This is a genomic window from Bradyrhizobium sp. Kon56, assembly GCF_055807635.1.
Window position 1 is genome coordinate 377,065 of the sequence record NZ_JBVVOU010000001.1, and the last position, 21,625, is coordinate 398,689.

Sequence of the window (21,625 nt, forward strand, 5' to 3'; positions counted from 1 at the left end):
GCGCATCGCACGGGCCCTTTGTCTTCGAGTGACTGATCGGCTTCAGAAGATCCGCGAGAAGATCACGTACAGCGTGCCCGACAACAGGATAGCGACGGGCAAGGTCAGCACCCAGGCCATCACCATGTTCCTGATGGTGGCGACCTGGAGACCCGAACCGTTCGCGGCCATGGTGCCGGCGACGCCGGACGACAGCACGTGGGTGGTCGAGACCGGCAGGCCGAACGCGTCGGCGGCGCCGATCGTGGCGGCGGCGACGAGCTCGGCGGAGGCACCCTGCGCGTAGGTGAGATGGGTCTTGCCGATCTTCTCGCCGACGGTGACGACGATGCGCTTCCAGCCGATCATGGTGCCGAGACCGAGCGCGATCGCGACCGCGACCTTCACCCAGGTCGGGATGAACTTGGTCGCGCTGTCTAGCCCGCCTTTGTAGGCGTTCAAGGTCGCGACCTCTTCCTTGCTGAGGTCGTTTTCCTTGTCCTTCATCAGGAATCGGATCGCTTCCGAAGTCAGGTACATGTCGTTGCGGGTGTTGCCGACGACTTCCGCCGGCACCTTGTTCAGCGAACCGTATTTCGCGACCTGCTCGCCGACATCCTTCACCAGCACTGACAGCGAAGGGTAGGTGCCTTCGCTGATGTGATGCGAGGTGACGTACTGCGTCACCGCAGGACGGGGATCGCCGATGATCGCATGGCCGGCGCCCTTGGCCGCAACCACCTTGGAGGCGGCATCCGAGACCTTCGCGAACTGGGCGACCTGCGACTCCGGCAATGCGCGGTTGAGCGCATAGGCTGTGGGCACGGTGCCGATCAGGATCAGCATGATCAGGCCCATGCCCTTCTGGCCGTCGTTCGAACCATGGGCGAAGCTGACGCCGGTGCAGGTCAGGATCAGCAGGCCGCGAATCCACATCGGCGGGGCTTTGTGACCCTCAGGGGCGGCATAGAGCGCCGGGTTCTTGATGATCAGCTTGAGCAGCAGAAGCAGGCCGGCGGCGCAGATGAAGCCGACCAGTGGCGACAACAGAAGCGCATAGCCGATCTCCGTAGCCTTGCCCCAGTCCACGCCCGAGGTGCCGTCGCGGCCGCGCATCAGCGCGTTCGCAACGCCGACTCCGATGATCGAGCCGATCAGCGTGTGCGAGGAGGAGGCCGGCAGGCCGAAATACCAGGTGCCGAGGTTCCAAAGGATCGCGGCGATCAGCAGCGCGAACACCATCGCGAAACCGGCGCTGGAGCCGACCTGCAGGATCAGCTCGACCGGTAGCAGCGAGACGATGCCGAAGGCGACCGCGCCGGACGAGAGCAGCACGCCGAGAAAGTTGAAGAAACCCGACCACATCACCGCGACTTCGGCCGGCAGCGAATGGGTGTAGATCACGGTCGCTACCGCGTTGGCGGTGTCGTGGAAGCCGTTGACGAATTCGAAGCCGAGCGCGATCAGCAGCGCGACAAACAAGAGGATGTAGGGCAGATAGCTCGTGACCCGCGTGCCGGTCGCATCGACATCCGAATAGATGCTGTAGGCCACATAGAGCAGGCCCACGGCGAGGATGCCGAAGAACAGGATCATCGTCAGCGGATTGAAGCCCTTGTCGAGATTTGGCCGCGAGGCCGGCTGGATCGGCGCGGGATCGGCTACCGCGCGGTCGAATGCAACATCGGTCATGTCTGGAGGCCCCTTAACTTTCTGTAGGGGCTATTGTCCGCGATGGATTTGAAGGCTGGATGACAGGCGAGGCATGAAAGGGGTTTTCCCGCCCGTATTCAGGCGGCGCGCGCGGCTTTCTTCTGCAACCCGGCGACGATCTTCAAATCTTCGACAAAGCGCCGATATTCCAGCACCTTGGCTTCCGGATCGGGCAGCCGCAGCAGATAGGACGGGTGCACCGTCACCAGCGCCTTGTGACCGTCGGGCAGGTCGATGAGCCGGCCGCGGTTCTTTCCGATCGGGGTGATCTTGCCGAACACGCTCTGCGCGGCGGTCGCGCCCATCGCGACGATGAGATCGGGCTGGATGACGGAGACCTCCCGCTCATACCACTGCCGGCAGGCCTTTATCTCCGGCGTATTCGGCTTCTGATGCAGGCGAATCTTGCCGCGCGGCACGAATTTGAAGTGTTTCACCGCGTTGGTGACATAGACCTTCTTGCGGTCGACGCCGGCCTCCTGCAGCGCCTTGTCGAGCATCTGGCCGGCTGGACCGACGAAGGGATGGCCGGCGAGGTCTTCCTTGTCGCCAGGTTGTTCGCCGACCAGCATGATATTGGCGGACTTCGGACCCTCGCCGAACACGGTCTGGGTGGCGTCCTTGTAGAGATGGCAGGCGCGGCAGTGGGCGGCCTCCTCGCGGAGCGCTTCGAGATCGTCGGCAGCGGTCTTGCGTTTCATCGGAGCCTCCGGCCGCTTTTGAGGCTTGTGCGGATCGGTTGGGGCATTGGCGATCATGGCGCCGGTCATGCGCTCGGCGTCCTCAATCAGGGGCTTAATGATCGAAGCCTCGGGCAGGTTCCTCCAATATTTCTTCGGCATCTCGGTCTGCATTGCCTTCACCTTCAGGCGGGCCGGATTGAAGATGCTGGCGTAGTAGCGCCGCCAGGTTTCCTCCAGCCGGTCTTCGCTCGGTGCCTCGCTCTTGCTGACGCCTGATGTGAACGAGAGCGCGTGGCCATCCCAATGCGCGCACAAATCCGGCGTCAGGATCGACCAGGGCATGTCGGCAAAGCGCTTGGCGAAGAACGGCGCGGCGAGCTCGACGATGTGATGCTCCGGCTCGAACCAGGCGACGTAGTGTGCTTCGCGTTCCCTGCCGATCTCACGGAAGCGCACGAAGGCATGCATCTTGTGCTCGTCGCGGTAGACCGCCTTTGCCATGGCCGCGACTTGCGCGACATCGGGATCGGTCGCGACCTCGATGAGGTCGTGATTGTCCTTCAGCCGAAACAGCAGGCGATAGAGGATCGCGAAACGCTCGGGATCGCGATGCAGGATCGCGGCCTTGGCGAGCTCGACGAATTTTGCCGGCACGTTGAAGGTACCGTCGCCAGCCGCCGGCAGCGCAGACGGCGAGGGCGTCGCGAACAGCTCCGCTTCGCCGCCCTGCACGGCCCAGGTGACATCGGCCGGTTTCGTTTGGTGAAGCACGAGGCTACGTGCGGCTTTACGCCAGCCGTCGAAATCGGTTTCGTTCTCGAGGGTGATGTACTGCATCAGAATCCAAATCCCAGTTGCGTTGCCGGCTTGAACCGTTCGATCAACAGTGCCTCGTCGAGGCGATGCGGCGGGGGCTTGTGATCGCTGAGGACGATGAACGGCAGCGCCTTGTTGCGGGGCACATGCAGCCGCGCGAGGTCGGCGACGCGGATCGTGGTCGTGCGGCGCGCCGCGATGATGCGCTCGACCGCCTTGGTGCCGAAGCCCGGCACGCGCAACAACTCCTCGCGGCTGGCGCGGTTGACGTCGAGCGGGAAGCGGTCGCGGTGACGCAGCGCCCAGGCGAGTTTTGGATCGATGTCGAGCGGCAGCATCGCGCTATCGTCGACGATCTCGCCGACGTCGAAGCCGTAGAACCGCATCAGCCAATCGGCCTGATAGAGACGGTGCTCGCGCAGCAAGGGCGGCGCGCGCAGAGGCAGCGCGCGGCTGGCATCGGGGATCGGGCTGAACGCGGAATAATAGACGCGCCTCAGCCTGTATGAACCGTAGAGATTGGCGCTGGTGTGGAGGATGGTGTGGTCGGAGGCCGCGTCGGCGCCGACGATCATCTGCGTGCTTTGGCCGGCCGGTGCGAAGCGCTGCGGCTTGGCTTTTGTGTTCGCGCTGCGGCTTTCCTCGGCCTCGTCCAGCTTCAGCCGCAGCCGGCCCATGGTGCGGCGGATCGCGCGCACGTCTTTCTCGGGCGCGAATTGCTGCAGGCTCGTCTCCTGCGGCATCTCGATGTTGATAGAGAGACGGTCGGCATATTTGCCGGCCTCGGAGATCAATGTATCGTCGGCCTCGGGGATTGTTTTGAGATGGATGTAGCCACGGAAGTGATGCTCCTCGCGCAGTTTGCGCGCGACGCTTACCACCTGCTCCATGGTGTAGTCGGGGTTGCGGATGATGCCGGAGGAGAGAAACAGTCCTTCGATGTAATTGCGCCGGTAGAAGTCGAGCGTCAGCTTGACGACTTCGTCGATGGTGAAGCGGGCGCGTGGCACGTTGAAAGAGGCCCGGTTGACGCAATAGAGGCAGTCGTAATTGCAGGCGTTGGTCAGCAGCACCTTGAGCAGCGAGATACAGCGACCGTCCGGCGCGTAGGAATGGCAAATGCCCATGCCGGGCGCGGTCGATCCCATGCCCTTGCCGTCGCTGGAATCCCGCCTCTCGGTGCCGCTGGAGGCGCAAGACGCGTCGTACTTGGCGGCGTCGGCCAGGATTTCCAGCTTGCGTTGCACGTCCATATTGGATCCCTTTGATTCAGCTCATGAATCCCAAGGCCCGCCAATTCGATTGACTCCTGGGGCGTCGTTAGCTTTATATTAGAACATATCATGAACAAATGAGCTAGCCGCTGGTTCTCTTTTTGAGAGCCACCGGCAATCACTCCTGAGGAGCGGCGTATATGAGCGGCGCACGAACAAGCGCGCTTGCAGCCTTGCGCGGCCAGATCGAGCGCATCGAGACGGCGGAGGTCGTGCATCATCGCGACCGTGTCGCGCTCGGCCATCGCGAGGCCGACAGCGCGCTAAAGGGCGGGCTCGCACGCGCGGCAATCCACGAGGTATTTTGCGAAGGACGTCAGGGCGCGGCCGCGACCGGCTTTGTCACCGGACTTGCGGGGCGCATGACGGCACGCAAACCGCTGCTGTGGGTGCGGCAGGATTTTTCAGAAATTGAAACCGGTGCGCTGTCGATGAGCGGGCTCACCGAGATCGGTCTCGATCCGCGCCGTATGGTGATGGTGCGCGCCGCCGACGTGGAGAGTGCGTTGCGCACGTCGGCCGATGCGCTCGCCTGCGACGCGCTGGGCGCCGTCGTGCTCGAGCTCTGGGGTGAGACCAGGCAGTTCGATCTTGTGGCGAGCCGCAAGCTGACGCTGGCTGCGCAGTCTTCCGGTGTCACCGGCTTGCTGCTGCGGATGGCCGCACAACCTTTGCCATCGACCGCGGAGACCAGATGGATGCTGCGCGCGGCGCATTCGCCGCCGGGCGCGATGTGGAGCGCCTGGGGCGCGCCGCGCTTCGATGCCGAGCTCTTGCGCAATCGTCATGGCCCGTGCGGCCGGTGGATCATGGAATGGAAATGTGATGAGTGCCAGTTCTCTGAATCGTCGACGTATCCTCAGCCTGTGGCTGCCGCGCCTGCCTATCGACCGGATCCAGCGGTTCTTCGGCAACGTCGGACTGCATAAAAACAATGAGCCCAGCATCGTCGTCGCCAAGGACAGCAACGCGCTGGTGATCCATGCGCTGGACGAGGCCGCCGAGCGCCTCGGGCTGCATATCGGCCAGCCCTTGGCCAATGCCCGGGCGATGTGTCCGGATCTAAAGGTGTTCGATGCCGATGCCGTGGCCGATGCCAAGACGATCGGCGACATCGCCGACTGGTGCGACCGCTTCACGCCGCTGGTGGCGCTCGATCCGCCGTGGCTGTTCCTCGACATCACCGGCTGCGCGCATCTGTTCGGCGGCGAGGCTACGCTGTTGCAAACCCTTGTCCGTGCCCTCGATCGCCAGGGCTTTGCCGTCAGCGCGGCGATCGCCGGCACCTCGGTCTGCGCGCGCACGCTGACGCGGCAGGCATCCGGTAGCATCGTTGCCAATGGCGGGGAGGCGGCGGCAATCAGCCGGTTTCCAGTGTCCGCGCTTGGTGCGGGTGAGGCCATCAGCACCGGCCTGCGCCGCGCCGGCCTGAAAACCATCGGCGATGTCGCCTCGCGCACGCCGAGCGAAATCACGGCGCGGTTCGGTGCGCGGTTCTCCACGCTGCTTGCGCACGCGCTGGGACAGGGCGATGCGCCGATCAATCCACGAAAGCCGCTGCCCGATTACATCGTAGAGAAACGCTTTGCCGAGCCGATCGCGACCGACACCATGATCGCGATGACGCTGTCGCGCCTCGCCGACACGCTGATCGCGTCGATGGAGAAGCAGGGCAAGGGCGCGCGACGGTTAGAAGCCACATTCTTCCGTACCGACGGCGCGGTGCGCGCCATCATGGTCGAAACCGGACGTCCCGTGACGCGGAGCGCGGTCGTCGACCGGCTGTTCCGCGAGCGTCTCGATGCACTCGCCGATCCCCTCGATCCCGGCTTCGGCTTCGACATGGTGCGGCTGTCGGCAAGCCGCACCGAGATCGTGGTGCAGGAGCAGCGCGATCTCGACGCCCATGTCCACGACAATGACGAGCTTGCCGCGCTGATCGACCGCATCGCCGCGCGCATCGGCGGAAAGCGCGTCGTCGTGCACCTGCCTGAGGATACCCATATCCCTGAATGTGCGGTGCTGGCGGCGCCTGCCCAGCATCATCTCGCCGTGGCCATGCAGGCCGAATGGCCCGCGCGCACCGAGGGTGAGCCGCCGCTGCGTCCGTTGCGGTTGTTCGACAAGCCTGAGCCGATCAATGTGCCGTTCGCGACCGTGCCCGACGGGCCGCCGCATCAATTCACCTGGCGCCGCGCGCAGCATGCGGTGGTGCGGGTGGAGGGCCCCGAGCGCATCGCCATGGAATGGTGGCGGCAGGACGGCAAGCAACTGACACGGGATTATTTTCGTATCGAGGATGCCGAAGGCCTACGCTTCTGGATCTTTCGCGACGGTCTTTACGAGGGGGAGTGCTTCGACGACGACGGCAAGCCCGCTCCTCCCGGTTGGTATGTGCACGGTCTCTTCGCATGAACACGCCCGCTTATGCCGAGATCGGCATCACCACGAATTTCTCCTTCCTGCGCGGCGGCTCGGATCCGCGCGACTATGTACACCAGGCCAGCATCCTGGGCATTCCCGCGATCGGCATTGCCGATCACAACACGCTCGCCGGTGTGGTGCGTGCCTACAAGGAGCTCGACAATGACAAGGTGCTGCACAAGCCGAAGCTTCTGATCGGCACCCGCATCGTCTTCATCGACGGCACGCCGGATATCCTGGTCTATCCGTGTGACCGCGCCGCCTATGGCCGGCTGTGCCAGCTTCTCACCCGGGGCAAGCGCGGCGACGACATCACGCGGATCGCGAAGGGCGAATGCCATCTCACCTTCGCCGATCTCCTTGCGTTTTCCGAAGGCCAGCTCCTGATCCTGACGCTGCCGCATCGCTTCGATGCGGCGCAAGCGCAGGACATCCTCGCCAAGCTGAAGGCAAGTCGCGCCGAGGGCGTGTGGCTGGCGGCGAGTCTGGTCTATCGCGGCGACGATCGCCGTCGCCTCGCGCAGCTCGATGATCTCGCCGCAAAAGCAAAAGTGCCGCTGCTTGCGACCAACGAGGTGCTCTATCACCACCCCGCGCGCCGTCCCCTCCAGGACGTTCTGACCTGCATCCGGGAAAAGACCACGATCGAGGCGGTCGGCCGGAAGCTGGAAGCCAATGCCGAGCGATTTCTGAAGACGCCCAGGGAGATGGCGCGGCTGTTCCGCGATTTCCCCGAAGCTATCGCGGAGACCATGCGCTTTGCGGACAAGATCACCTTCTCGCTCGACCAGCTCAAATACCAGTATCCGGATGAGCCGGTGCCACCGGGGAAGACCGCGCAGGGGCATCTGGAGGATCTGACCTGGGCCGGTGTCGACAAATATTTCGGCGGCAAGATCGACGACAAGCTGCGCGCCACCCTGAAGAAAGAACTCGCGCTGATCGCCGATCTGAAATACGCGCATTACTTCCTCACCGTGCACGACATCGTGCATTACGCCCGCAGCCAGAACATTTTGTGCCAGGGGCGGGGATCGGCGGCGAATTCGGCGGTCTGCTACGTGCTCGGCATCACCTCGGTCGACCCGACCAAGGTCGATCTGCTGTTCGAGCGCTTCATCTCCAAGGAGCGGCTGGAGCCGCCCGACATCGACGTCGATTTCGAGCATTCGCGGCGCGAGGAGGTGATGCAATATGTCTATCGCCGTTACGGCCGCCATCGCGCTGCGATCATCGCCACCATCATTCATTATCGCCCGCGCAGCGCCATCCGCGACGTCGGCAAGGCGCTGGGCCTGACCGAGGACGTCACCGCGGCCCTTGCCGACACCGTCTGGGGAAGCTGGGGCAAGGGCCTCAACGACATGCAGGTCAGGCAGGCCGGCCTCGATCCGCAAAATTCAATGATCAACCTCGCAGTCGAGCTCGCGACCGAGCTGATCGAATTCCCCCGTCATCTGTCCCAGCATGTCGGCGGCTATGTGCTCACGCAGGACCGGCTCGACACCTATGTGCCGATCGGCAATGCCGCGATGGACGATCGCACCTTCATCGAATGGGACAAGGACGATGTCGACGCACTCAGCATGATGAAGGTCGACGTGCTCGCGCTGGGCATGCTGACCTGCATCCGCAAGTGCTTTGATCTGATCGAGCAGCACAAGGGCGAACGCTGGATGCTGGCGAGCGTCCCGCAGGATGATTCCAAAGTCTACGACATGCTGTGCGACGGGGAGTCGCTCGGCGTGTTCCAGGTCGAGAGCCGCGCCCAGATGAACATGTTGCCCCGGCTGAAGCCACGGACCTTCTACGATCTCGTCATCGAGGTCGCGATCGTGCGGCCTGGTCCGATCCAGGGCGACATGGTGCATCCTTATCTGCGGCGGCGGAACGGCTTGGAAAAAGTGAACTATCCATCGCCGTCACCGGAGCATGGCGACAAGGACGAGCTTTACAGAGTGCTGCACAAGACCCTCGGCGTGCCCTTGTTCCAGGAGCAGGCGATGCGGATCGCGATCGAGGCCGCGAAGTTCACGGCCGAGGAGGCCAACGGCCTGCGCCGTGCGATGGCAACGTTCCGCAATGTCGGCACCATCGGCAAGTTCGAAGACAAGATGATCGGCAACATGATCGCACGCGGTTATGCGCCTGATTTTGCCAGGAACTGTTTCGAACAGATCAAGGGTTTTGGCAGCTACGGTTTTCCGGAGAGCCATGCCGCAAGCTTCGCGCAGCTTGTCTATATCTCCTCATGGCTGAAGCATTATCACCCTGATGCATTCTGCTGCGGCCTCCTGAACTCGCAGCCGATGGGTTTTTACGCCCCGGCGCAGATCGTCAGCGACGCTCGCAAGAATGGCGTCGAGGTGCGCGATATCGATGTGTCCTACAGTTTTGCGCAGAACACGCTGGAAGAAGGAAGTAGCAAATATTGCGCCGTGCGCCTGGGCTTCCGCCAGATCGACGGTTTTCATTGGCTCGATGAGGATGAGGAAAGGCTGAAAAGAGGCGCGTCCCGGAATGACCGTGTGGAGAGAGCGCCCGACTGGGCCGACCGCATCGTCTCCGCGCGCAACCGCCGGCCCTTCACCTCGCTGGAAGATTTCGCCCGCGACACCGGACTGCCCAAGCGCGCGCTGATCCTGCTTGCCGATGCCGACGCGTTTCGCTCGCTCGGGCTCGATCGCCGCGAGGCGCTGTGGCAGGTGCGGCGCCTGCCCGACGATGTGCCGCTGCCGCTGTTCGAGGTGGCCACCGCACGCGAGCAGCCGGACGAGCACGCCAGGCCGTTGCCGGTGATGCCGCGCGCCGAACAGGTGGTCGCGGACTACCAGACCATTCGCCTTTCGCTCAAAGGCCATCCGATTGAATTTTTGCGGGAGATGTTTACGCGCGAGCGCATCGTCGCCTGCAAGGACATCAATCACGACAACGAGCGGCGCCGTGTCCGCTGTGCCGGCGTCGTGCTGGTACGGCAGCGGCCGGGCAGCGCCAGCGGCGTCGTGTTCATGACACTGGAGGACGAAACCGGCATCGCCAATGTCGTGGTGTGGCCGAAGATCATGGAGCAGTACCGGAAGGAGGTGATGGGCGCACGCCTCATCCTGGTCGAGGGCTACATCCAGAGCAGTCCCGAAAAGGTGACGCATCTGATCGCCCAGCGGATGATCGACCGTTCGCACGATCTGGTCGGCCTTGCCAACGACGCCCTCGGCCGCAAGCATCCGGTGCCGGCAGGCGCCACCGTGGTCGAACCGCTCAACGACGACCCCCGCGCCCACACGGATGCGCCCGCGCAAAAAATCCGTCATCCCCGCAATGTCCGCATCCTGCCGCCGTCGCGGGATTTTCATTGAGGGTGGGGGCCGCGCCCCTCTCGCCCCGTCATTGCGAGCGCAGCGAAGCAATCCAGACTGTCACCGCGGAGAAATACTGGATTTGCTTCGCTACGCTCGCAATGACGAGTTTGTTCTAAAAATTCACCCGGTTCGAGATCGCGCCGTCCACCACCAGATTGGAGCCCGTGGTGAACCCCGACACCGGGCTCGCCAGAAACACCGCTGCGCTCGCGATCTCCTGCGGCGTCGCCATGCGGCCGGTGGGGTTACGCTTCATCGCATCATTGTAGCGCTCGGGCATGTTATGCTCGATCGTATTCCAGACGCCGCCCTTGAAATAGACCGTGCCTGGCGAGACCACGTTGACGCGGATCTTCTTCTTCGCGTACTGCCGTGCCAGCCCCTTGGCCATGTGGATCAACGCAGCCTTGATCGGGCCGTAGGAACTCGCCGTGTCCGCTTGCGCCGCGGAGATCGATGAGATGATCACGAAGGCGGCGTCGCCACCCTTGTCGCCACTAGCCTCGAGGAACGGCCGCGCGGCGTCGAACGCGTGCACGGCGCCGAGCAGGTCGAGTCGAAAATTCTGCTCCCACGACGCGGCATCATGGCCTTGTGCCATTGCGCCCGCGTTAGAGAACAGCATGTCGATGCCGCCAAGCTCCTTTGCAGCATTCTCGATCCAGGATTTCAGTGCCGCGCCGTCCGTGACATCCACCGGACCGCCGGTCGCGCGGATCCCGCTGGCCTTCAACTCCGTAACCGTGGCGGCAACCTGGTCCGCGTTGCGTGCACACACCGCGACATTGCTGCCTTCGCCGGCCAGCGTCGCCGCAATCGCCCGCCCGATGCCGCGCGTCCCGCCAAGTACGATGGCGTTCTTGCCTTTGAGACCGAGATCCATTGGTTGGTTTTCCTTTTTTGTTGGTCGCAGCTAGTGTAGCTGTTTCGAGAGATGCCCAAAAGCCTCCACATCGTCATTGCGAGGAGCTCTTGCGACGAAGCAATCCAGACTGCCACCGCGGAAAGACTCTGGATTGCTTCGCTTCGCTCGCAATGACCGTGTGGAAACAGCGGCCCTCACTCCGGTGCCGCCCCCACCGGCGGGCCGCCGGGCGGGCGGTGCAGGAATGTCAGTGAGACGTAGGCGCCGGCCCAGGAGCCGATCGCCGCGAAAGCCACATAGAAAGCGTTTTCGGTGTAGCTGATCACCGCATAGGAGGAGAGCATGTACCAGACCGCGCTCCAGTTCGCCGCGGGCACGCGCTTGCGCGCGATCACGGCCGAGGTGAACATGACATAGACCGCGTCGGTGGCCGCCGTTGCGATGAACACGGCGCCTGCGGTGAGAGGATCGATGGCGGCCATTGCATGTCCTTGTGTGCTAATGCGATGGTCGCAAACTAAAGGGAGAGAAGGGTCATGCAAAGCCCCACCGAGATTCTCAGCAACATCTGGACCTCCGCTGGCGGTGACGCCGCCGCGCTCGCGCGCGTCCGGCTGACGGGCGAGGAGCCGCAGATCCCGTCCTCATTTCGCGTCGCAATTGCCGGCCAGACAACGATCGCCGCCGCCGGCCTTGCCGCCGCCGAAATCTGGAGATTGCGCAGCGGCGAAGCGCAGGACGTCAGCGTCGACCTGCGCCATGCCGTCGCCGAATGCCGCTCCGAGCGCTACTTGCGCGTCGACGACAAGCCGCCGCCGCCCGCTTGGGACGCCATCGCCGGCGTCTACAGAACCGGCGACAACCGCTTCGTCCGCTGCCACACCAATTTCCCGCATCATCGCGACGCCGTCTGCAAGGTGCTCGGCTGCGAACCCGAGCGCGAGAAGGTGCAGGCCGCATTGATGCAATGGAAGAGCGAGGATTTCGAGACTGCGACCTACGCCGCGGGCGGCGTCGTTGCCCTGATGCGTTCGTACGACGAATGGTCGGCGCTGCCGCAGGCCCGCGCGCTCGCCGAATTGCCGCTGGTCTCGATCGAGAAGATCGGCGAGGCCCCGCCGAAGCCATGGCCGCAACGATTGCCAAAAGGCGATCGCCCGCTCGCAGGCCTGCGCGTGCTCGATCTCTCTCGCGTCATCGCGGGGCCCGTCGCCGGCCGCACGCTCGCCGCGCATGGCGCGGATGTGCTGCTCGTGTCAGGCCCCGAACTGCCGGCCATTCCGTGGCTGACCATCGACACCGGGCGCGGCAAGCTCACCACCTTCATCGAGCTGAAAAGCGAGGCCGGGCGTGCGCAGTTGCGCGAGCTCTTGAGAGACGCCGATATCTTCTCGCAAGGCTATCGCCCGCGCGCGCTTGCCGCTCTCGGCTTCACGCCGGAGGACGCAGCGACAATCAACCCCGGCATCGTCTACCTAACGCTGTCAGCCTATGGCCATGCCGGTCCCTGGGCTGAACGGCGCGGCTTCGATTCGCTGGTGCAGACCACGACCGGGTTCAACCATGCCGAAGGACAGGCTGCCGGCATCGATGGACCGAAGGAATTGCCGGCGCAGATGCTCGACCACGCCACCGGCTATCTGATGGCGTTCGGCGCGATGATGGCCAAGGCCCGCCAGGCCCGCGAAGGCGGCAGCTGGCACGTGCGCGTGTCGCTGGCGCAGACCGGGCGCTGGCTGTGGAATCTCGGACGGCTCGAAAAGGGCCTGAATACCCCGGATATTACGGGCGAGGCCGTACACGCTGCATTCATCGAGAGCATGCCATCTGGCTTTGGCACGTTGAAGGCGGTGCGCCATTCAGCGCTGCTGTCGAAGACGCCTGCGCAATGGAGCCGTCCGGCGATGCCGCTCGGCAGTCATCCGGCAGAGTGGTCGGTGACAAACTGACGTGAAGCTGACGTGTCGCAAATTTTTAACGCAAACCGAAAGGCGGCCGGCGTTTTTTAGGTTGTTTGAAATCACAATTCGGCACTATTAGCGCGACCGATGACGCTGGCATCCGCTGGTATCATCGCAGACATGACCGGGCCCCATGGTAGTTGAAAATACCAAGCGTTTGCAGGTGCTTACAAAACAACGGGTAATTACATCCGTAGTTTTACTAGCTCTTGCCGGTGCCGGGGCCTACGGCTTCCTCTATGCGGGAGCCAAGGAGAAGAGCCACTCCGAGATCTCCAGCCAATCGCGCAGAAATGCGCAGAACTTCACGCCGACGCCGTCCGAATGGGCGACGCTGACGATCGAGCCGGTCAAGGCCAAGACCTTCCGCGCCGAGTATGTCACCGAGGGCAAGGTCGCAGTCGACGAGGACCGTTCGACGCCGGTGTTTTCACCCTATGCAGGCCGGGTGACCAAGCTGCTCGCCAAGCCAGGCGAGGTGCTGAAGCAAGGCCAACCGCTGTTCACGATCGAGGCCGCCGACACCGTGCAGGCCCAGAACGATTTCATTGCGGCGATGAGCTCGCAGAACAAGGCCAAGTCGGCGATCGATCTTGCCGATATCCAGTTCAAGCGCGCCAAGGACCTCTACGAGGGCCATGCCATCCCACTGAAGGACTATCAGCAGGCGGAAGCGACCCAGGTTCAAGCGCTGAACGACATGCGCTCCTCGGCGACAGCGCTGGAAGCCGCGCGCAACAAGCTGCGGATCCTCGGCTTCACCGACGAGACCATCAAGGCGTTCCAGGACAAGGGCGTCATCAATCCGGAAGTCACGATCTATTCGCCAATCGCAGGCACGGTCGTGCAGCGTAAAATTGGCCCCGGCCAGTACGTCAATTCGGGCGCCAGCGATCCGGTCTTCGTCGTCGGCGACCTCTCCACGGTCTGGCTCACCGCCTTCGTGCGCGAGAGCGATGCGGCTGCCGTGTGCATCGGGCAGGACATCACCGTCAACGTGATGGCGCTCCCGGGCCGTCCCTTGACCGCCAAGGTCAACTACGTCGCCGCCGCGATCGATCCGAACACCCGTCGCCTGCTGGTCCGCGCCACCATCGACAACAAGGACGGTCTGCTGAAGCCGGAGATGTTCGCCAACGTAACGATCTATTCGTCCGGCGACCGCGCCGCGCCGGCGGTACCGAAGCAGGCCTTGATCTACGAAGCCGACAAGGTCCGGCTCTGGGTGGCACGCGAGGACAAGTCGGTCGAGCTGCGGGAGATCAAGATCGGTCTCATCAATGGCAATCTCGTCGAGGTCACCAGCAATCTGAAGCCCGGCGAGCAGGTGGTCACCAAAGGCAGCCTGTTCATCGACCGCGCGGCGTCCGGCAGCTGATCGACGGGCCGGGAAAAAAAGACAAGCTGAAGACCTGAATGGATCGCCTCGTCGCCCTTGCCGTCAACCGGCGCTTCCTGATGGTCGGGATGTTCGTCGCCGTGCTCATCGGCGGCCTGATTGCGTTCAACCAGCTCAACATCGAGGCTTATCCGGATCCGACCCCGCCGATGGTCGACATCGTGACGCAGAGCCCGGGCCTGTCGGCGGAGGAGATCGAGCGCTACATCACGATTCCGATCGAGACCCAGGTCGCGGGTCTGAAGAACGTGACGACCATTCGCACCATCTCGCTCTACGGCCTCTCCGACGTCAAACTGCAGTTCTCGTTCGCTTACACCTATGACGAGGCATTGCAGCAGGTGTTGAACCGCCTGGCGCAGCTCGCGCCGCTGCCCGGCAATGTGCAGCCGCAGATCTCGCCGCTCAGCCCAATTGGCGAAATCTTCCGCTACCGTCTCGTCGGCCCGCCGAACTACAGCGTGCTCGACCTCAAGACCATCCAGGACTGGATCCTCCAGCGGCGCTTCCGTGCCGTGCCCGGCGTGATCGACGTCACCGGATGGGGCGGCAAGAGCAAGACCTACGAGCTCCAGGTCGACTTCAACAAGCTGGTCGCCAACGGCCTGACGCTGCCGCAATTGCTCCAGGCGGTCGGCAATTCCAACGTCAATGTCGGCGGCAACACCGTCAATATCGGTCAGCAATCGGCCGTGGTGCGCGGCGTCGGCCTGATCCGCTCGATCGACGACCTCGCCAACACCATGGTCTCGCAGACCAACGGCAATCCGGTGCTGGTCAAGGACGTCGCCACCGTCACCGTCGGCCAGAAGCCCCGTCTCGGCATCGCCGGCCTCGATGAGTCCGACGACATCGTGCAAGGCATCGTCCTGATGCGCCGCGGCGAGCAGAGCTCGCCAACCATCAAGCGCGTCCACCAACTCGTTCAAACCATCAACGACTCCAGCATCCTGCCGCCCGGCGTGCGCATCGAGCGCATCTATGACCGCGGCGACCTGATCGACCTCACGACCCACACTGTGCTCCACAACATGGTGATCGGAATTCTGCTGATCGTGTTGCTGCAGTGGATATTCCTCGGCGATCTCCGCAGTGCGCTGATCGTCGGCGCCACCATTCCGTTCGCGCTGTTCTTCGCGGTGATCATCCTGGTGCTACGGGGGGAATCGGCGAACCTGTTGTCGGTCGGCGCGATCGATTTCGGCCTGATCGTCGATGCCACCGTCATCATGGTGGAGGCGATCTTCCGGCGCCTGACGCAGACGACGCCGATGTCGGAATCCGAGCAGATGTCGTCCGAGACGCTGTTCGGCATGAAAAGCCACGCCATTCTCAGCGCGGCGGCCGATGTCTCTCGTTCGATCTTCTTCGCCGCGGCCATCATCATCGCGGCCTTCCTGCCGCTGTTCACGCTCTCCGGCGTCGAGGGCAACATCTTCGGACCGATGGCCCGGACCTATGCCTACGCGCTGGCCGGCGGTCTGCTTGCGACGTTCACCGTCACTCCTGCGCTGTCGGCGATCATTCTGCCGGCGCATGTTCATGAGACCGAGACCAGGGTGATGCTGATCCTGCATCGGATCTACATGCCGGTGCTGCATTGGGCGGTCGCCAACCGCGGCATCATGCTTGGTGGCGCGTTCGGCCTCGTACTGATGACGGTTGCGCTCAGCCGCTTGCTTGGCCTCGAATTCCTGCCGAAGCTGGAGGAGGGCAATCTCTGGATCCGCGCCACGCTGCCGCCGACCATCTCGCTTCAGGAAGGCAACTCCTACGTCAACGAAATGCGCAAGGTGATCCGCGCGCGGCCTGAAGTGGAATCCGTGGTGTCGCAGCACGGCCGCCCCGATGACGGCACCGACGCCGCCGGCTTCTTCAACGCCGAGTTCTTCGCGCCCCTCAAGCCCGCCAGCCAATGGCCCGGCACCCGCGACAAGGAAGAGTTGACCGCGCAACTGCTCAAGCAGCTTGACGATCGCTTCCCCGGCGTCGAGTTCAACTTCTCGCAATATCTCCAGGACAATGTCTCCGAAGCCGTTTCCGGCGTGAAGGGCGAGAACTCGATCAAGCTGTTCGGCAGCGATCTCCAGGCGCTGACCGACACCGCCAACAAGATCAAGTCGGTGCTATCAACCGTGCAGGGCGTCACCGACCTTGCCGTGTTCACCTCACTGGGGCAGCCGACCATCCAGATCGATATCAACCGTGCCAAGGCCGCGCGCTATGGCCTCGCGCCGGGCGACATCAACGCCACCATCAAGGTCGCGATCGGCGGCGACACCGCCGGTGACATCTACGAGGCAGGAAGCGACCGCCACTTCCCGATCATCGTTCGTCTTGCGCCGGAATTCCGCAGGAGCGCCGAGGCGATCCAGAATTTGCGGATCGGTGCGCCCGGACCGAACGGCACCGTCACGCAGATCCCCCTGAGCGAGGTCGCCACCATCAGCCTCGTCTCGGGTGCGGCCTACATTTATCGCGAGCAGCAGGAGCGCTATCTGCCGATCAAGTTCTCGGTACGTGAACGCGACCTCGGCAGCGCCATCCGCGAGGCGCAGCAGAAGATCGCCGCTCAGGTGCAACTGCCGCCCGGCGCGCACATGGACTGGGTCGGCGAATTCGGCAATCTCCAGGACGCGATCCGGCGATTGTCGATCGTGGTGCCGATCTCGCTGGCGCTGATCGGCGTCCTGCTCTGGTTCAATTTCGGCTCGATGACCGACACGCTGCTCGCCATGAGCGTGATTCCGATGGCCATCTTCGGCGGCGTGCTCGGTCTCTTGATCACAGGTACCGCCTTCAGTGTCTCGGCGGCGATCGGCTTCATCGCGCTGTTCGGCATCGCCGTGATGGACGGCATCATCATCCTGTCGCAGTTCAACCAACTCATCGAAGAGGGCATGGACCGCATGACCGCGGTGATACGCACCGGCGAATTGCAGCTTCGGCCGGTGCTGATGACCTGCGTCGTCGCCGGCATCGGCCTGTTGCCGGCCGCGCTGTCGGAAGGCATCGGCTCGCAGGTGCAGAAGCCGCTTGCGGTCGTCGTGGTGACAGGCATGATGCTCGCCCCTATCGTGATCCTGGTGACGCTGCCGGTGTTGATCTCCTTCTTCTCCCGCCGCGCACGCTGACGCCGCCAATCACAGCATCCGCTGCGCGATCCGCACCAGCATCATGGTGCCGAGGCCCAGCAGCATCAAGCTGGCCAACCGACTGCTCATCGACAGCATGCGCGGCGTCAGCCGTGACCGCGCCATTGCCACGATCGTGCTGAGCACGGTCCACCAGATCGCGGAACCGACGAAGACACCGGCGATCAGCGGGGCTGCCGCGGTCTGCATTGAAAAGGCGTGCAGCGCAGCCAGAAACAGGATGACGGTCAGCGGATTGGTGAACCCAAGCGCGATGGCGCTGAGATAGGCCCGCGCCAGATGCACGTTGTCGACGACGTCGGTCGTCTGGAGCGCGACCGAGCCGCGATGGGTCCGGATCGCGAACCACAGCAGCGTGAGCGCCGAGACGGTGCCGAAGCCGGCGGCATTGGCCTCGACCCGGGGCTGTGCCAGCGAGCCCAGTCCTAAAACCGCGAGAGCGCTGTAGGTGAGATGCACGGTCGCGGCGCCGAAGCCGGTTGCGAGGCCCGTGGCCATGCCGGATGCCAATGTGCGCTGTATGCACAGCATGCCCATCGGTCCGATGGGGGCGGCCACGGTGAAACCAATTCCAATGCCGGAAAAAAGCGCGGCAAGATAATGCGATAAAGGCATGCACCCGCACGAACAAATGAAATCTGTGCGTGTGCGTAGCCCCGAAAAAGAATCGCCGCCTCAACCAGAAGGGTGAGAAACGGACGAGAGCACAAACACGTTCGTGTGAGTCCAACGAGTTTGTGCCTTCGCGACAACAGTTCCACGCCTCATTGTGGAACCGTGTCGCGGTCGTTGAACCGAATTGCGCTTGGCGCGACTCAGAACCCGTAGAGTTGCGCCGGGTTGTCGACCAGGATCTTCTTGCGCACATCTGCATCCGGCGCCCACACCGGAAGCTGGTTGAGCAGGCGGCCGTCGTCGATCTGGTAGAGCGGCGCGATGTCGGTGGCTTTGCGTCCCTCGACACGGCTCGAATCCGGATGCGGCCAGTCCGTGCCCCAGACGATGCGGTCCGCATTCGCCGCGATCAGTGCGCGGGCATAGGGCACCATGTCCTGATAATCGGGCGCGAGCTTCGAGGAGCGATAGGCGCCGGAAATCTTGACATAGGCCTTGCCGGATTTCACCAGCGCGACCAGGTCGGAAAATCCCGGCTGCTCCAGCCCAAGCGAGGCCTCAAGGCCGCCGAAATGGTCGAATACAACGGGTACTGGCGCCGTCTCGACGAGGTCCTTGATCGCCGAGATCATGGGAAGCGTCGTGTAGAGCTGCACGTGCCAACCGCGCGCCTTCATGCGCTCGACTGCGGCGGTGAAGCGCGGCCGGCCGACATTGGGGTCGTTGACGCCGCCGGTCGCGAGATTGAGGCGGACACCGCGAAAGCCGTCTGCCTGCATCGTGTCAAGCTGGGCCTCGGTCGTTTTGTCGTCGATCACGGCCACCCCGCGCGCGGCCGCGCCACGCGCTTTCATGCCGAACAGCGTCGACGAGTTGTCGGTGCCGTAGACGCTCGGCGTCACGATCACCACGCGCTCGATATGCAGCGCCTTGTGCAGCGCGGCCATCTCCTCCGGCGAAGCCGGTTCCGGCGTGTAGACGCGGCCCGCGAAGAACGGAAATTTTTCGACATCGCCATGGATGTGGGTGTGACAGTCGCAGGCATGGGCCGGGACGTCGAAATTGACCGGAGTGGCGGGCTGCGCGGCACGTGCGTGGGCTTTGTTCGACATGGCAACTCCGGCGGCAAGGGAGGCAAGCAGGACGCTGCGTCGGCTGAGCATGGTTTCTCTCCCTGTATTATTATTTGGCAGTGGCATCGTGACAGTATCACATCAGCCCGGCAGCCGCTGCGCTTCGCTGCATAGCTGCTCGACGAGGTCCGCAAGCAGGCGTGAGCCGTCGACGCGCACGACCGGGCAGGGCAGCTTCGCGAGCCACGCCTCATCTCTTGCGAGACTGCGACCCTCGCGATCGCCGGCTTCGTAGTGCGAGGCCCAGTCGACGAACGACTCCGCCTCCTCATGACGCCAGCCGCCCTGTGCGACGGCATCCGCTCCGAAATGCGTAGCCTCGCGGTCACGCAGGCGCTGCAAGCGAAGCTCGCGCGGCGTCGTCACAAAGACGACGAGATCGAAGAATGGGATGAACTCGTCGCCCCAGCCGGTGACCGTTCCGCTCAGCACCCAATCGAGCCGCGGCAGAAACATCTCGCGCATCAGGCGCAGACGCTCGGCAGCGGGGCGCGTGGTCTGGTAGGGCGGCGCCGTCGGCAGCCAGAAATAATCATCGCTGTCGTGATGCGGCAGCGCAAGCCGGCTCGCGAGCGCGCGGCCGATCGTCGTCACGCCGGAGCCGGAGGCTCCCATCAGATGGATGCGGCGGCTTTTCATCGGCACCAAGCCAGACGATTGAAACTACTGCCCCGATGGCGTGCGCAGGCCGTGCCAGGCGTCGCGGACCTGCTGGTAGTGCACCTCGGGCAGATAGTCCGGCGTGTTCAGGCTCAAGGTCTTGACGTCGAGATGGCCGACGGCGCTGAGCAGCGTGTAGGAAGCGATCACGCGGTCGCGATTGGCGCCGATCAGGCGGGCCTTGGCCTGGATCAGATCGGCCTGCGAGTTCAGCACATCCACCGTCGTGCGCTGTCCGCCGGCGGCCTCGCGCTGCACGCCCTGGAGCGCGACGGTCGCCGCCTTCACTTCGGACTCCGAAGCCGAGACCGCGATCTTGGCGCCTTCATTGGCAACCCAGGCGCTGACCGCCGCCGTGCGCGCCTGGTTGCGCACCTGATCGAGCACGAGCCGGCTCTGCGCCCTGATTTCCTTGGCCTGCCGGGTCTGTGCGGCGGCCTGGCCGCCGTCGTAGATCGGCACGGTGACATTGGCGACGATCGAGGCCTGATCTTCGGCGAAGGTGCCGAGCGTCGGGTCGTTGTTGCGGCTCTTGCTGGCGCTGCCCTGGACGCTGGCGCTCGGCAGCAGCGCGCCTTCGGCGACGCGGATGTTGGTGGAGGCGACATCGACGTCGAAGCCCGCCGCCATCACCGCTGGGTGCTGGCGGATCGCCATCGTCAGCGCGTCTTCGCGGCTCTTCGGCAGATAGCGGTCGACGACTTCGGCGGCCCGAAGCTGCGACGGCGCATTGCCGATCACCTGCGCGTAGATCGCCTGGCTCACCGCCAGCGCGACTTCCGCGGCGTTGAGATCGGAAAGCCCGCGGTTGAGCCGCGCCTCGGCCTGGGCGCTGTCGGTCGGCGTGACGTCGCCGGCGTTGAGGCGCCGCTGGGTGACCGAGAGCGTTTCGCGCAGGAAGGCGACGTTGGAGCGCTGCGCCTCGACCAGCGACTGGTTGGCGAGGACATTGGTGTAGGCGGTGACCGCGTCGAGCAGCACACCCTGGCCGACGTTGCGCAGCGCCTCGCGGCCAGACTGCACCTGGAGTTCGGCGGCGCGCACGTTGTTGGCGGTGCGGAAACCGTTGAACAGGGTCTGCGACACGGTGACGCCGATGATCCATGGCTTCAGATTGGCGGTCTGGATGGTGTTGTCGGGCAGCAGGTTGCGCACCGACTGCAACCCGGCGCTGAGGCTTGCCACGATCTGTGGCCGGTAGCCGGCGAGCGCCTGCGGCACGTTCTCGTCGGTGGCGCGCTGCCGCGCACGCTCGGCATTGAGTTGCGGATTGGTCTGGTAGGCCTTGGCGAGCGCCTCCGGCAGCGCTTCCGCCCGTGCGGCCGAGGGCAGGGCGCAACACAGCGCCAGCGTGGTCCATGTCGCGAGCACAGGAGCCACGCCCGATCGATGCCGCGTCATCACGCGACCAGCTCTGGCGGCACGCCCAATCATGTAATCCCGCAAATCCCGGCTGTCCGCCCCCGCCGACGGCGGCTCTCTTAGCTGTTTAACCAGCCGAGGTCCCGCAGGCAAACTGCCGCGGGGGAAACCCCCATGTATTCCGTGCTTGTTGCAGGCACGTCACAGGGATTCTGCGGGAAAGCGGC

At 64.0% G+C, this 21,625-nt stretch carries 15 protein-coding genes; 6 read left to right on the plus strand and 9 right to left on the minus strand.

The features are described from left to right. Positions 1–42: 42 nt before the first annotated feature. The 3 genes from AC0L3B_RS01660 to AC0L3B_RS01670 all read right to left on the minus strand — a co-directional run bounded on the left by AC0L3B_RS01660 (position 43) and on the right by AC0L3B_RS01670 (position 4,444). Positions 43–1,671, minus strand: coding sequence for an inorganic phosphate transporter (locus AC0L3B_RS01660; RefSeq protein WP_473379941.1), 1,629 nt, complete (start codon positions 1,669–1,671; stop codon positions 43–45). Between the two features lie 98 nt (positions 1,672–1,769). Then, positions 1,770–3,212 carry a UdgX family uracil-DNA binding protein gene (locus AC0L3B_RS01665; RefSeq protein ID WP_473379942.1) on the minus strand — a complete coding sequence of 481 codons (1,443 nt, stop codon included), beginning with the start codon at positions 3,210–3,212 and terminating at the stop codon, positions 1,770–1,772. Further along, positions 3,212–4,444 (minus strand): putative DNA modification/repair radical SAM protein, encoded by a 1,233-nt coding sequence (locus AC0L3B_RS01670; RefSeq protein ID WP_473379943.1) that lies wholly within the window; start codon positions 4,442–4,444, stop codon positions 3,212–3,214. Before AC0L3B_RS01670 ends, AC0L3B_RS01665 begins: the two co-directional genes overlap by 1 nt. Positions 4,445–4,605: 161 nt before the next feature. On the opposite strand from AC0L3B_RS01670, the gene AC0L3B_RS01675 reads away from it, so the two are divergent. The 3 genes from AC0L3B_RS01675 to AC0L3B_RS01685 are packed head-to-tail and all read left to right on the plus strand — an operon-like array spanning position 4,606 to position 10,245. Beyond that, positions 4,606–5,394, plus strand: a complete 789-nt coding sequence (locus AC0L3B_RS01675) for an ImuA family protein (protein WP_018456905.1) — start codon at positions 4,606–4,608, stop codon at positions 5,392–5,394. After that, complete coding sequence (locus AC0L3B_RS01680; protein WP_473379944.1) at positions 5,291–6,880, plus strand: Y-family DNA polymerase; 1,590 nt, start codon at positions 5,291–5,293, stop codon at positions 6,878–6,880. Before AC0L3B_RS01675 ends, AC0L3B_RS01680 begins: the two co-directional genes overlap by 104 nt. Continuing rightward, positions 6,877–10,245: an error-prone DNA polymerase gene (locus AC0L3B_RS01685; RefSeq protein ID WP_018456903.1), complete on the plus strand. Its 3,369-nt coding sequence runs from the start codon at positions 6,877–6,879 to the stop codon at positions 10,243–10,245. The genes AC0L3B_RS01680 and AC0L3B_RS01685 overlap by 4 nt, the downstream gene beginning before the upstream one ends. A gap of 115 nt (positions 10,246–10,360) precedes the next feature. Here the strand turns inward: AC0L3B_RS01685 and AC0L3B_RS01690 are convergent, their stop codons facing one another. Next, on the minus strand, positions 10,361–11,131 hold the full coding sequence (locus AC0L3B_RS01690; RefSeq protein WP_018456902.1) for an SDR family NAD(P)-dependent oxidoreductase: 771 nt from the start codon (positions 11,129–11,131) through the stop codon (positions 10,361–10,363). Between the two features lie 176 nt (positions 11,132–11,307). After that, entirely contained in the window at positions 11,308–11,595 is a 288-nt protein-coding gene (locus AC0L3B_RS01695; protein WP_007593600.1) for a hypothetical protein, read from the minus strand. Positions 11,596–11,649: 54 nt separating this feature from the next. Here AC0L3B_RS01695 and AC0L3B_RS01700 point away from each other — a divergent pair, with 54 nt between their 5' ends. The 3 genes from AC0L3B_RS01700 (at position 11,650) to AC0L3B_RS01710 (ending at position 17,607) form a co-directional block, all read left to right on the plus strand. Beyond that, a complete protein-coding gene (locus AC0L3B_RS01700; RefSeq protein WP_473379945.1) occupies positions 11,650–13,062 on the plus strand; it encodes a CoA transferase in 1,413 nt (470 codons plus the stop codon). A 145-nt stretch (positions 13,063–13,207) separates the two neighbouring features. Further along, on the plus strand, positions 13,208–14,452 hold the full coding sequence (locus AC0L3B_RS01705) for an efflux RND transporter periplasmic adaptor subunit (RefSeq protein ID WP_018456900.1): 1,245 nt from the start codon (positions 13,208–13,210) through the stop codon (positions 14,450–14,452). Between the two features lie 38 nt (positions 14,453–14,490). Beyond that, positions 14,491–17,607 carry an efflux RND transporter permease subunit gene (locus tag AC0L3B_RS01710; protein WP_018456899.1) on the plus strand — a complete coding sequence of 1,039 codons (3,117 nt, stop codon included), beginning with the start codon at positions 14,491–14,493 and terminating at the stop codon, positions 17,605–17,607. 9 nt (positions 17,608–17,616) lie between these two features. Here the strand turns inward: AC0L3B_RS01710 and AC0L3B_RS01715 are convergent, their stop codons facing one another. The 4 genes from AC0L3B_RS01715 to AC0L3B_RS01730 form a co-directional block, all read right to left on the minus strand. Beyond that, the gene (locus AC0L3B_RS01715; protein WP_231188709.1) at positions 17,617–18,186 is read right to left on the minus strand and encodes a LysE family translocator; all 570 of its coding nucleotides are present in this window, start codon (positions 18,184–18,186) and stop codon (positions 17,617–17,619) included. A gap of 257 nt (positions 18,187–18,443) precedes the next feature. Then, on the minus strand, positions 18,444–19,406 hold the full coding sequence (locus tag AC0L3B_RS01720; RefSeq protein ID WP_018456897.1) for an amidohydrolase family protein: 963 nt from the start codon (positions 19,404–19,406) through the stop codon (positions 18,444–18,446). 51 nt (positions 19,407–19,457) lie between these two features. After that, a complete protein-coding gene (locus AC0L3B_RS01725; RefSeq protein WP_018456896.1) occupies positions 19,458–20,015 on the minus strand; it encodes a P-loop NTPase family protein in 558 nt (185 codons plus the stop codon). Between the two features lie 24 nt (positions 20,016–20,039). Continuing rightward, positions 20,040–21,437, minus strand: coding sequence for a TolC family outer membrane protein (locus AC0L3B_RS01730; protein ID WP_204510676.1), 1,398 nt, complete (start codon positions 21,435–21,437; stop codon positions 20,040–20,042). Positions 21,438–21,625 lie beyond the last annotated feature (188 nt).

Bases quoted from the DNA above. Each gene is read 5' to 3' on its own strand.
- AC0L3B_RS01705 (WP_018456900.1), top strand. From the start codon at position 13,208: ATGGTAGTTGAAAATACCAAGCGTTTGCAGGTGCTTACAAAACAACGG.
- AC0L3B_RS01720 (WP_018456897.1), bottom strand. From the start codon at position 19,406: ATGCTCAGCCGACGCAGCGTCCTGCTTGCCTCCCTTGCCGCCGGAGTT.
- AC0L3B_RS01700 (WP_473379945.1), top strand. From the start codon at position 11,650: ATGCAAAGCCCCACCGAGATTCTCAGCAACATCTGGACCTCCGCTGGC.
- AC0L3B_RS01685 (WP_018456903.1), top strand. From the start codon at position 6,877: ATGAACACGCCCGCTTATGCCGAGATCGGCATCACCACGAATTTCTCC.
- AC0L3B_RS01680 (WP_473379944.1), top strand. From the start codon at position 5,291: ATGAGTGCCAGTTCTCTGAATCGTCGACGTATCCTCAGCCTGTGGCTG.
- AC0L3B_RS01660 (WP_473379941.1), bottom strand. From the start codon at position 1,671: ATGACCGATGTTGCATTCGACCGCGCGGTAGCCGATCCCGCGCCGATC.
- AC0L3B_RS01665 (WP_473379942.1), bottom strand. From the start codon at position 3,212: ATGCAGTACATCACCCTCGAGAACGAAACCGATTTCGACGGCTGGCGT.
- AC0L3B_RS01730 (WP_204510676.1), bottom strand. From the start codon at position 21,437: ATGACGCGGCATCGATCGGGCGTGGCTCCTGTGCTCGCGACATGGACC.
- AC0L3B_RS01695 (WP_007593600.1), bottom strand. From the start codon at position 11,595: ATGGCCGCCATCGATCCTCTCACCGCAGGCGCCGTGTTCATCGCAACG.
- AC0L3B_RS01725 (WP_018456896.1), bottom strand. From the start codon at position 20,015: ATGAAAAGCCGCCGCATCCATCTGATGGGAGCCTCCGGCTCCGGCGTG.
- AC0L3B_RS01710 (WP_018456899.1), top strand. From the start codon at position 14,491: ATGGATCGCCTCGTCGCCCTTGCCGTCAACCGGCGCTTCCTGATGGTC.
- AC0L3B_RS01675 (WP_018456905.1), top strand. From the start codon at position 4,606: ATGAGCGGCGCACGAACAAGCGCGCTTGCAGCCTTGCGCGGCCAGATC.
- AC0L3B_RS01670 (WP_473379943.1), bottom strand. From the start codon at position 4,444: ATGGACGTGCAACGCAAGCTGGAAATCCTGGCCGACGCCGCCAAGTAC.
- AC0L3B_RS01690 (WP_018456902.1), bottom strand. From the start codon at position 11,131: ATGGATCTCGGTCTCAAAGGCAAGAACGCCATCGTACTTGGCGGGACG.